The following is an 11,212-nucleotide window of genomic DNA, read 5'->3' on the forward strand; positions in this document are numbered from 1 at the left end:
TCACGTTGAGGTATTTGCGAACCGCGTCGTCCATGGTGCTGGAGTCAGCCAATTGCTGCTCCCTTTTTTCCCACTCGGGCAGCGGCCAGATCTCGGCGCTTTTGCCATCGGTGGAAGTGACATAAAACTGCGTAACATTTGTCGCTTCAACCAGCTGCTTGAAGGCGGAGGGCATCTTAAGCCTCCCCTTTTCATCAACCTTCGCTGGATGATTGCCACGAAACATGCTTGTCGTTCGCCTCGTACTCGGTGTTAAAGCTGGTTCCGAATCTGGGTCGGTGCTCCCGGAATCAGCTCTGAAGTGGGTGAGATCGGAGTATTCTTGCTTTGGAAGTGAGCCCTTAGATCCCTTTTGCTCCACTTCACTCCACTTCAGACACGATAATAGCCCAGGGAGTTTTCCACTCCAACGACAATTTCTGTTGAAACCCTGCAACTTTAGGGGGTTAGGGACAAAACGGACGCAAATTCCGTTTCTGGGAAGCTCCTAATAGGGGAACCCAAATCAAGGCCACAAGATATGGTGTTTATCGTTTTGAGTCTCCATGTAGAATTGGCACTTTTCAAAAGAGTCGGTTGGCCTTATAGGAGAACAAAAAGCGAAACAGCCGCAGTTTCGAAATTGATTAGTGGTAGGCCGACGCTTAAAGAAGGCTGGCGATCTATGCGGAGGGTTCGGATTCGGCGGGCTTGCGACGGCTCGCGACAATCCTGAGGAGGTAGATGAAGACCAGCGTATTCACCCCCAGCAGGCCCACGCGCACCCACGTCAACCGATGGAAGACCTCGAATATCTCCCATGGCAGGAATGAAGCGGTAATCGCAAGGGTCAGATATTCGCCCCAGGCCTTTTCGAGGTAGAGGCCGATGCCCTCTGCAAGGCTGAGCCCAGCGTAGCTGAAGGCCAGTGCGCCGATTCGCTTGAGGAGCGGATCATTGATGAGAGAAGCCCGGTTGTACAGGAAGTTGACGAAGCGGGACTCAGGATTGAACCGCAGCAGGTCGCCGATTTTGCTTATGACGTCGTCGATGTCTTTGTGCATCAGGCGCAGCGCGCCTACCCCGACCGCAACGAACATTGCGGCCAGAAGAAACTTGTAGGCCGCAATCAGTACGAGCCATCGATTGTGTTTATGGCGCTCATGGTCGAGCTGCGGATTCGATTCAGTCATGCTTTCCGGCAGTTCGAAACCTGAACGAACCGTTCCCTTCATCTTACGTGAGCGGTCGTTGGGGAGTTCACCGGAATGGATCGGCGCAGCCAGGTCGGAATGAAAGGCAGCAGGTCTGTCACGACCGCCGAAGCCGGGTTGTTTTGTGGACTGGGTCAAAGTGCGGCCTGAATCCTCGAACCGTTCGATGCTGCCAGAACGCTCCATGAGAGTAGTCAATTCGCGGACCGATGGCAATACATCAAGTTTCAAACGGACCAGACTCCCGTGACCGGGGTAACCGCGGTAGCCTTGTTGATCTGGCACAGCCCGGTTGGCGAGCACTTGATGGCCATTTCGCTTAGTGATGGCTTTTCGAGCGTTCTTCTCCGAACTCCGCTTTTTCCGCTAGACGTGCGGACAGGCGGCCGTAGCGCTCTACTTTTTCAATTTGAGCAGTGCTTCGCGGTCGATAATGTTGCCGTCGAAGATTTCCGTGGAGATGCGGCGCGCATTCCAGACATTGACGGTGGGATCGCCATCGAGAACGAGAATGTCGGCGCGGCGGCCGGGCGCAATCTGTCCCAGTTCACTCCAGCCAAATTGAATCGAATAGTTGTTGGTGGCTGCGGCGATGGCTTCTCGCGGACTGAGGCCGATGCGCACCAGCATTTCAAGTTCGGTGTGCAGGGAGATGCCGGGCATGGTGCCTTTGACGGCTGCGCCGGAAGCGGCGAGATAGTGAGGGTAAGCGGTGTAGATCGTCTGATTGATGCGCCAGAGTTGCATGGCGTAGAGATCGGCTTTTTTGCGCTGGCTCTCTTCCATCCAGCGCACCGTCACATTGGGCAGGTGCTTGGTCCAGGCCGCGAGCGGGTAGTCGAGTTCGCCCGTGCTGCGATTGGACGGCATGGACATATCGATTGGATTGAGAACAGAGGCAGCCGGCTCTTTCCACAGATTGCGATGATCGGGAAGATTGAGATAGAAGAGGCTGAAAGTGGGCATCAGGGCGGCGTGATGTGTTGCGATGAAGTGCCCATAGTTGCGGAAGTGCGGATCGGCGGGAGGCAGATGCCCGGCGTAGTCGTAGGCCGTAGTGGCCGCAGCCCCGTAGGGATCGCCAACGAGCGGCCGCTGGAGTTCGTCAGGGATGACACCGATTTCGTAGCGGCTCATGTGCAGCAGCGCGTCGACGCCCGCATCAATGCCGACGCTGTAGGGCGTTGAAATGAATTCGCCGTAGGTGACGAGGCCGAGCTGGTGTGCGCGGGTGATGATCCACTGAGTATTCGCGGCGGTAATATCCCAGCCGAGCCACAGGACGCGCGTGCCGAGATGTGCGGTGGCGTTGATCTGGTTGGCCGTGTCTTCCGGACTGAGTTCTGCGGGGTGCGCGCCTTCACTGAGTTTTGCTGTCCAGTTATCGTGTCCCATCAGCAGGCTCCAGTTATCCGTGGAGCCGACCGAATCAAGCAGATACAAGTGCGGGCTGGGATTTGCGTAGAAATCGATATGACCGCGGCGGTCGTCGCCGCTGGCAACGATGGTGGTGACGCCCATGTAGAGATGTGCGTTGGCCTGCCCCTGGCTGTTCATTCCCGTAAAGCCGTCAATGAGACCGGGGATGATGAACTTGCCTGTGCAGTCGATGACCTGCGCGACTTTGGGTATGGGAATGATGAAGCGCGAACCGACATCGGTGATTTTTCCGTTCTGGATGATCACGATGGAGTTTTGCTGATCGAGCGCGGAGCGGCCCCAGTCAGTGACGTCAATGATGGTGCCGCCGATAAGGACGAGGGGAACCGGAGCAGGCTTGGGCGCGACCTGGGGGAGAGGTTGCGACGAGGAGGGAACGCAAACCGACAGCGCCAGCAGCATCTTTGCCAGCACGATACGTAGTGGTCGCATAAGAGAAAGTTTATCTACTGGATTGTCGCACACGGCCATGTCCGGGTTAGATGGCGCAGTGAACAGATGCGAGACAGAGATATGGGATGACGCGTGCAAATCAGGCGTTCTCAAAGGACATCTGTGCCTGTAAAGAATTCATCGGCGTCAACTCGCAACCAGTGTGCGGCGCTTGCGCGAATGCAGCAGAGGCAGCACCTGTGTGAAGGCTTCGTCAACGCTGAGTCCATACCTGGCGCGAAGAGATTCGATCTTGCCGTGCTCGATGAACTGATCGGGCCAGCCGATGCGAACGACGGGAACCGCAATGCCGATCTCCTGCAATGCTTCAATGATGGCTGAACCGAAGCCGCCCATCTTCACGTGATCCTCAAAGGTGACGAATGCGGCGACGCGCCGCGCGTAGGCGGTGAGCATTTCGCGATCGATCGGCTTCACGAAACGCGGATTGATAACTGCCGCGGAAAAGCCGTCGCGCTCGAGACGCTCGGCAAGTTCGCGCGCCAGCATGGTCATGGGGCCGAGGCCGAGAATCGCGACATCGGAGCCATCGGCAAGAACTTCCGCTTTGCCTACTGGGATTGGCTGCGGCTCGAGTTTGCACTCGACGCAGGCAACGGCTCCGCGGGGATAGCGGATGGCGCTGGGGCCGTCGAGGGTGAGAGCGGTGGCCATCATGTCGGCGAGCTCGTCTTCGTCTTTGGGGGCCATCAACACCATCTCGGGGATACCGCGCAGATAGCTGATGTCAAAGAGGCCATGATGCGTTGGACCATCGTCGCCGGAAAGTCCGGCTCGATCCATGCAGAAAACTACCGGAAGCTTCTGCAGTGCAACGTCATGCACAACCGGATCGAAGGCGCGCTGCAAGAACGTGGAGTAGATAGCGCAGAAGGGCCGGTAGCCGCGCGTGGCCATGCCCGCGGCAAATACGACTGCGTGTTCTTCGGCGATGCCGACATCGAAATAGCGTTTGGGATGATGCGGGCGGAAGAGATCGAGGCCGGTTCCATTGGGCATCGCGGCGGTGATGGCCACGACGCGCTCATCCTTGTCGGCGAGTTTCACCAGCGTGTTGGCAAACACCTCGGCGTAGGTGGGCACGCCGGCAGGCTTGGTCATGCCGGTCTCAGGATCGTACGGTCCGAGTCCGTGAAATTTCTTCTGTCCATCGAGCGCGGGCTGGAAACCGCGGCCCTTCTGCGTGAGCACATGCAGCAGCACAGGGCGATTTTCAGCCTTGAGAAATTTAAAAGTTTCGATCAGCAGCGGCAGGTTGTGTCCGTCGATGGGGCCGAAGTATTGCAGGCCAAATTCTTCGAACATGATCGATGGCCACAGCATGCTCTTGGCAGCTTCTTCGGCGCGGCGTACAACCTCGACCGCGGTCTTGCCGCCGATCTTTTCCACGATGCGACGCGCGGAGTCGTGCAGGCGGTTGTAGTGCTCGTTGGTGACGATGCGATGGAAGTAGCGAGCGATGGCGCCGACGTTGCGGTCGATGGACCACTCGTTATCGTTGAGGACCACGATAAGGCGCCTGGTCTGATCGGCGATGTTGTTGAGCGCTTCGAACGAAATGCCATTGGTGAACGCGGCGTCTCCGGCGACGGCGATCACGTTCTCATGGCCGCCGGCTAGATCGCGCGCAACGGCCATGCCGAGTGCCGCAGAGAGCGCGGTTCCGGCGTGGCCGGCACCGTAGCAGTCGTGTTCGCTTTCGGTGCGCAGCATGAAGCCATTGAGTCCGCCGGGCTGGCGGATGGTAGGGAATCGATCGAGGCGGCCGGTAAGAATCTTGTGAATGTAGGCCTGGTGGCTTACGTCAAACAGGATGCGGTCAGCAGGTGTATCGAAGACAGTGTGGAGGGCAAGGGTCAACTCGACAACACCGAGATTGGGCCCAAGATGTCCGCCGGTTTTGGAAAGGGTCTGGATGAGGAATGCGCGAATCTCCTCTGCCAGTTCATCCATCTGCGCGGGGTTGAGGCGCTTGAGGTCGGCCGGCGAGTGGATCGTCTCAAGCAATGCGCCCATGTAAACCCCTCTCCCCGGATGTGCCGGGAATTCGTTGGCAAATAGCCTCTAGAGGGCTACCGCTTGAAATGCCAGCTTTGCCAACCAAAAGTATACCAATGGGCAGTTTCCGGCGCTGGAATGTTAGACGCCAAATCAACCGTAAGGTATTGCTTTGATAGGGCAAAACGGCGCAACCGGAGGCACGATTCACGCTGATTGTGTACGATTCTTTGGGGATAGGTGTGCCGATGAAGGTGTTGCGAGTGGTAATGGAAATGCGCCGGGGACTTCTGTGCAGCGCTGTGATGGCTGGAATTCTGGGCTTTGCTGGTTCGGGATCGGCCTGGGGACAGTTGCCCATGCCGGGTGAACAGCAGGCGTCGCCGAATCCGTTGCCGAACCCCTTGATGGACCCGACGGCGAAGCCGGGCAAGGTGCTGCTTTTCGATCTCGATGCAAAGTTTGCCAGGGACGTACGGGAACGCGGGGGCGTGGCATTTGCGGATTGGTTTGCGGAGGATGGAGTGGCACTGAACAATGGACAGGCACCGCTGATCGGGCTTGTGGCAATCGCGAAGTCCGCAAACTGGGACCCGAAGGTCTATCAGCTCACGTGGACTCCGACCGATGCGCAGATGGGGCCTTCTGGCGACATGGGATACACGTGGGGACATTTCGAAGGTCACAGCAAGGACGCCGCCGGAAATCCCGTGACGACTTCGGGGCGTTACATCACGGTGTGGCGCAGGCAGGCGAATGGGACCTGGAAAGTCGCGCTCGACGCGGGCGCAAATGAACCGGCAGCCGCGGGCGATTGCTGCAAGCTGCCGAATTCGTAGGCTTCATCGCATGCTTGGTTTTTGATCCTCGCCGGAGGCTAGGTATGCCGGACGCGGACAAGAGGCGAGAACGTCTTAAGAAGTTATCCGCGATATGCCTTGCGCTTCCTCAGGTTGTGCGCGAAGACCATGGCTCGCACGCCACCTTCACGGTGTCGAAGAAGGTCTTTGCGTATTACCTCAACGATCATCACGGCGACGGCATCGTGAGTGTTTGCTGCAAAGTGTTGCCTGGCGATAACGAGAGACTGATCGCCGGGAATCCAGGGAAATTCATCATGCCTGCTTTCGGGCCGCGCGGCTGGGTCGGGCTGCGTCTCGATCGGTCCACCGTGGACTGGTCCGAAGTTAAGGAACTCGTGCGGGGCAGCTACGAACAGACGGCACCAAAGAGACTGCTTAAGTTGCTCGAAGCAATCTGACGAACACACGTCTTCCACAAACGCGGGCCCCTGGTGCTGCGGCGATTCCCTTCCCCGCTCAGAACCGTCAGAATGGTGGGTGGACTCAACCACAACAAATGCGCGCACCGCTCGATGGCTCGACGATAAAAGGCGTCGATCGTGCCTGATATTTTGCTTGCGCGTTGCGGTGCACACGCTGGCAGGCAGTTTCATCGCTCTCACGCTTGGCTTGAACGCAGCGGCGCAGGATCCCCAGCAAACAAATTCATCGGGTCAGCAGACCACGGTGCACGGCATTGTGCGCAACGGGGTTTCGGGTGAACCGCTGGCCCGTGCGCTGGTGCGCATCAATGGCGACGCCTCGACTGGCGTGTTGACAGATGGTGAGGGGCGCTTCGAAATCGCAAATGTACCCGAGGGTCCGCAGGAGTTCACAGTCGTGAAACCGGGATTCATGGATGAGATGGAAGCCGGCGCAGACAGCAACGCACATAACACCCACGGCTACGGGCACAACGTCATCATCGCGGCACCGATGGGCGACGTGGTGTTCACGATGGAACCAACCAATGCAATTCAAGGGCAGATTCAGCTTTCTACCGGCGACGCGGCGCAGGGAATCCAGGTCACGCTGTTGCGGCGCACCGTGCAGGATGGACGCGCTGTATGGCAGTCCGAGGCCAACGCGAAAACCAACAGTGAAGGCTTTTACAGGTTTGGTGGACTTTCTGACGGCTTGTACGCGGTGTATACGCAACCTGCAATGGACAGCGACGCAGCAACCGATCTGGTGGAGAGCGGAAGTGGAAGCAACGTGGCGCGCGAGGGCTATGCGAGCGTGTTCTACCCCGATGCGCGCGACCTGGCGGGTGCGGCGAAGATCCGCGTCGCTGGTGGCGAATCGACGCAGGCCAACATTGCTCTCACGCTTGAGCCGTTTCAATCGGTGACCGCAAGGGTGGCCGCACCAAAAGCCAGTTCCGGGGCTGACAATGTTTCGGTACAGGTGGGGGATGCGCAGGCGCATCCGCTGCCATACGCCGCTCAATATGACTCCGCCACGCACACGGTTCAGGCATCTCTTCCAGACGGCACCTACACCTTTCTTGCGATGTTGCCGCTGAGCGAGATCATCCATGTCCGGAATGCTCGAAACGGCGAAAGCGTTGGTCTCTCTGCGATGGCTCCGTCGCCGATCTCGGGCGAAGTTAGCTTTGCCGTCGCAGGTCACGCGGTTTCCAACCTGCGGATTCCCTTGTCGGAACGAGGCAGCAATTCCATACAGGTGTCGGCCGCACGGGATCCGAATGGAGGCGCACAGACGGGTGATACGCGTATATTCGTCACCCTGAGCCAGACCGGTGGTTGGATCGGCGACGGTATGGTCAGCAGTTATGCCGAAGGTTCAGTTGCAGCCTTGCTGGAAACGCAACAGCCGGCGCCAGGTTCGTACTGGGTGCACACGAGCATCTCTCCGAAAACGCTATGCGAAGCTACATTTACCGCGGGCGGCGCAAGCCTCGCTCACGAGCCGCTGGTGCTGGGTATCGCGGGCACTGCGGCCCCGCTGGTTCTTGCCTTGCGGGACGATTGCGCACGGCTGACGCTCTCGCTGCCGACATCGGTGGGACTGGGCGCCGGCGAAGAGCGCTTTTACACCGTGTACGCTGTTCCCGATTTCGATTCAACTGAAGATGTGGTGCCGCAGACGCTGCGGCCTTCGTCGGGCGGCAGGATTACGTTGACGGGGCTTACGCCGGGCAACTACCACGTGTACACATTCGCCAAACCGGTGGCACTGGAGTATCGCAATCCGGCGGTGCTGGCGTCGCTACAGGGTCAGGCGGTTGCGGTTGCACCCTCCGTGGAGACGGAACTGACGGTTGAGGTGCCACAGCAGTGAGGCCCGGCGGATTGGCAATGCGACAAGCGGCTCTGTGGCTCGGGGGAATATTGGTGTGCGGTGCTGTGGTTGCGATGGCGCAAGTAACAACACAGTTGACTGCAGCCAATCAGATGTCAGGACCGTATCGCATCGCCGGCGTTCTGGTGAACGCGGCCACAGGTGAACCAGTGCGCAGAGCGACGGTCGAGGCGCTGAAGTCCGACGACAGCCACGCGGTGGCCTCGTGCGTAACCGACAACGACGGACGATTCGCACTCGAGCGGCTGGCTGCAGCTAAATACCAACTGACCGCATCAAAGCGCGGATTTCGCTCCGCTTTTTACGACGAACACGACCAGTTCTCGAGCGCCATCGTGGCCGGCCCGGACCAGGACCCGACTCATCTCGAATTCAAGCTCATGCCGGGGGCAGTGGTGCGCGGCGTAGTGACCAGCGACGACGGCGAGCCTGTCGCGGATGCACGCGTGATGTTGTTCAAGCGGCCACAGTTTCCAGGAGCGGGCGAGCGGACTGTCCAGGTAGATGCGTCCCCTACTGACGATACCGGCGCCTACGAGTTCAGCGATCTTCCGGCTAGTGAATACCTGCTGGCGGTGGCGGCAGAGCCGTGGTACGCGATTCACGAAGGCACTCCGGCCAAGCGGAATGCAGCGCTCGATGTGGCATACCCAGTCACGTATTTTGATTCGACAACGGAGGAGGGATCGGCAACTCCGATTGTGCTGGCGGGGGGAAGCCGAGTGGAGGTGAACATCGGTATGCATGCGGTGCCGGCGTTGCATCTTTCCATCGCGGTTCCGCGCAAACCAGATGGCTCGCTGGCAAGACCAGAGCTGCAGCAAATCATCTTCGGAAACGTAGTGGGAGCAGAGAGCTCCGGTTTCCTGGACGCTTTGCAGACAGGTTCAGTGGAAATGAGTGGCATCGCGCCGGGCCATTACGAGCTTACGCAGGGCGAACCGCCGCGCATTGTGGATCTCGACCTCGCCTCGAACCAGCAGCTGGATGCGAATGCGGGCAGCGCAGCCATCTCAGTGGCGGGACAAGTGGGCATGACCTCGAGGGCGCCGCTTGCAGAGGAGATCACCGTGTCGCTGCAACGCGTAGATGGCGGAGCAGGACAGAGCCTCTATGCTGCGCCGGCACTCCAGGGGCGCTTCAGATTCGACGCTGTGCCGCCGGGCGAGTGGGCGGTGATGGCCACCGCCGGCGACAAAGCGTTGCCGGTTGTGGCAGTAAGTGCAGGCGGTGTGCAGCGGGCCGGGAACATTGTGACACTGAAGGAGCGAGCGACAGAGTTGCAGGTCACGCTGAGTGGAGCGGTGACGCGCGTTGAAGGCTTCGCGCGGAAGAATGGCAACGGATTCGCCGGAGCAATGATTGTGCTGCTGCCGAACAATCGAGCGCTGTGGAAGGCGCTGACGCGCCGCGATCAATCGGATTCAGACGGAAGCTTTGCGCTCCCCGACGTGGCTCCAGGTAACTACACGGCAATTGCCATCGAGGACGGATGGGCTCTGGATTGGAGCAGCCCCGATGCCATGGCACGCTATCTTCGCGAGGGCACAAGCGTCACAATAACAGAGCAATCGGGAGCGCTTATCCGTTTGAGTTCGCCCGTGCCGGTCCAGATGCGGTAACGCGTTTCGTGGAACCGGGGGCGAGAAGGTAGTCTATGAGGGTACCGAATTTAAGTGACGGCACCCGCACTATTTGCCCACGGACCAAGACCAGTCCCTGGGGACCTCGCGGGCAGAGGCCAGTGATGGCTGATGCGTCGCACCATTGTGCTGAGGAGAATCTGCATTGAAGAGTAAGTTGCTGTTTTTGATCCTGGCCGCGGCTTCGGCCATTGTTGTTCCCATCTCTGCTAGAGGCCAGGTCGCTCCAGAGCGGCCGCCCAAGGATTTGACCAAGCCGGAATACAAATACGACGCCTATGTCGGCTACGCATACACAAGCTTGAACCAGGTCAACCAGTCACGCAGCGGCCTGGGGGGCATCGATGTTTCGGCCACGCGCGGATTAGGCGATCACTTCGGAATCAAGGGGGATTACAGCCACTATCTGTGGAACGTAACCGCAACGAACCCTGGAAGGCCGACCGTGGATATGTTCCTCGGAGGCGTTGTGATTCGCGGAAATCTGTTTGAAAGGTGGAGCGGCTATGCCGAGGGATTGATCGGCGGAGTGCACACCGGCGGCGTATCCATTGAACCAAGTGTTTCGTTCGCCGGGGGCGGCGGCGTCGGCTTGGACTACAACAGGAACGCGCGCTGGTCGCTTCGTGCTTATGGCGATGACATTGCGTCGGCTTTCACGCTGGTTCCCTTCCAGCCAGGCTTCTCCGCACACACGCGCTGGAACGCGCGCGCCGGCATCGGACTGGTGTACCACTTCTGATCTGACAATCAGTAGAAAATGCGAATGGGCGGAGGCGTGAGCCTCCGCCCATTGCGTTCGGCTTAGAGTTGCGGGAGAGAAGCGACAAGGTAAGTCAGCGATATGATGCCGCTGGGAAAAGTGCGCGAGTCCTTGAACTGCAGCGGCCAGCGGCGTCCTTCCGGAACCAGGGGAATCCCGCCGCCGAGAAGCACGGGAATGATCGAGACTTCTACGCGGTCAACCAGGCCTGCATCAAGCAAACTGCGAAACGTTGAGCCGCCGCCGAAGAGCCAGATGTCTTTCCCGGATCCACGTTTCAGTTCCCTCACAGTTTCGGCCACCCCTGAGCCGATGATGGTGACGTCGCGGTGCTGGGCCTGGTCGAGCGTGGTAGAAGCGACAAACACCTTCATGCCGAATTCCCTGGGCGAGCGTCCTTCGCGCAGGATTGCCTCGTAGGTGTGTCGCCCCATCACAGCGGTGCCGAATTGGCGAAACATTTCGCCGAAGTTCATGGTCGGGTCCTGGATGATCCAGTCGAATTCACCCCTTGGACCGGCGATGAAACCGTCGAGGCTGGTGGCTACGCTATAG

10 protein-coding genes are annotated in these 11,212 nt (G+C 59.1%); 5 read left to right on the plus strand and 5 right to left on the minus strand.

Annotation, left to right across the window (positions count from 1 at the left end; all coding sequences use genetic code 11):
* The 4 genes from WA354_RS01225 to dxs all read right to left on the minus strand — a co-directional run.
* Positions 1 to 226 (minus strand): division/cell wall cluster transcriptional repressor MraZ (locus WA354_RS01225; protein WP_472811188.1); only part of this gene is annotated, 226 nt, incomplete at its 3' end.
* A 436-nt stretch (positions 227 to 662) separates the two neighbouring features.
* Positions 663 to 1,424 carry a DUF2127 domain-containing protein gene (locus WA354_RS01230; RefSeq protein ID WP_472811189.1) on the minus strand — a complete coding sequence of 254 codons (762 nt, stop codon included), beginning with the start codon at positions 1,422 to 1,424 and terminating at the stop codon, positions 663 to 665.
* A 165-nt stretch (positions 1,425 to 1,589) separates the two neighbouring features.
* On the minus strand, positions 1,590 to 3,065 hold the full coding sequence (locus tag WA354_RS01235; RefSeq protein WP_472811190.1) for an amidohydrolase family protein: 1,476 nt from the start codon (positions 3,063 to 3,065) through the stop codon (positions 1,590 to 1,592).
* 147 nt (positions 3,066 to 3,212) lie between these two features.
* Entirely contained in the window at positions 3,213 to 5,102 is a 1,890-nt protein-coding gene (dxs, locus tag WA354_RS01240) for a 1-deoxy-D-xylulose-5-phosphate synthase (RefSeq protein WP_472811191.1), read from the minus strand.
* 287 nt (positions 5,103 to 5,389) lie between these two features.
* Here dxs and WA354_RS01245 point away from each other — a divergent pair, with 287 nt between their 5' ends.
* The 5 genes from WA354_RS01245 to WA354_RS01265 all read left to right on the plus strand — a co-directional run bounded on the left by WA354_RS01245 (position 5,390) and on the right by WA354_RS01265 (position 10,636).
* Positions 5,390 to 5,923 carry a YybH family protein gene (locus tag WA354_RS01245; RefSeq protein ID WP_472811192.1) on the plus strand — a complete coding sequence of 178 codons (534 nt, stop codon included), beginning with the start codon at positions 5,390 to 5,392 and terminating at the stop codon, positions 5,921 to 5,923.
* Positions 5,924 to 5,967: 44 nt separating this feature from the next.
* Entirely contained in the window at positions 5,968 to 6,345 is a 378-nt protein-coding gene (locus tag WA354_RS01250) for an MmcQ/YjbR family DNA-binding protein (RefSeq protein ID WP_472811193.1), read from the plus strand.
* Positions 6,346 to 6,502: 157 nt separating this feature from the next.
* Positions 6,503 to 8,230: a carboxypeptidase-like regulatory domain-containing protein gene (locus WA354_RS01255; protein ID WP_472811194.1), complete on the plus strand. Its 1,728-nt coding sequence runs from the start codon at positions 6,503 to 6,505 to the stop codon at positions 8,228 to 8,230.
* 17 nt (positions 8,231 to 8,247) lie between these two features.
* Positions 8,248 to 9,873, plus strand: coding sequence for an MSCRAMM family protein (locus WA354_RS01260; RefSeq protein WP_472811195.1), 1,626 nt, complete (start codon positions 8,248 to 8,250; stop codon positions 9,871 to 9,873).
* A 166-nt stretch (positions 9,874 to 10,039) separates the two neighbouring features.
* Positions 10,040 to 10,636, plus strand: coding sequence for a hypothetical protein (locus WA354_RS01265; protein ID WP_472811196.1), 597 nt, complete (start codon positions 10,040 to 10,042; stop codon positions 10,634 to 10,636).
* A 62-nt stretch (positions 10,637 to 10,698) separates the two neighbouring features.
* On the opposite strand, the gene WA354_RS01270 is transcribed toward WA354_RS01265, so the two are convergent.
* Positions 10,699 to 11,212 (minus strand): dihydrofolate reductase family protein (locus WA354_RS01270; RefSeq protein ID WP_472811197.1); only part of this gene is annotated, 514 nt, incomplete at its 5' end.

It is taken from the genome of Occallatibacter sp. (genome assembly GCF_049802275.1).
Taxonomy (GTDB): Bacteria; Acidobacteriota; Terriglobia; order Terriglobales; family Acidobacteriaceae; genus Telmatobacter.

Excerpts from the sequence above, each read along its gene's own strand:
- WA354_RS01235 (WP_472811190.1), bottom strand. The coding sequence starts at position 3,065 with ATGCGACCACTACGTATCGTGCTGGCAAAGATGCTGCTGGCGCTGTCG.
- WA354_RS01260 (WP_472811195.1), top strand. The coding sequence starts at position 8,248 with ATGCGACAAGCGGCTCTGTGGCTCGGGGGAATATTGGTGTGCGGTGCT.
- dxs (WP_472811191.1), bottom strand. The coding sequence starts at position 5,102 with ATGGGCGCATTGCTTGAGACGATCCACTCGCCGGCCGACCTCAAGCGC.
- WA354_RS01245 (WP_472811192.1), top strand. The coding sequence starts at position 5,390 with ATGGCTGGAATTCTGGGCTTTGCTGGTTCGGGATCGGCCTGGGGACAG.
- WA354_RS01250 (WP_472811193.1), top strand. The coding sequence starts at position 5,968 with ATGCCGGACGCGGACAAGAGGCGAGAACGTCTTAAGAAGTTATCCGCG.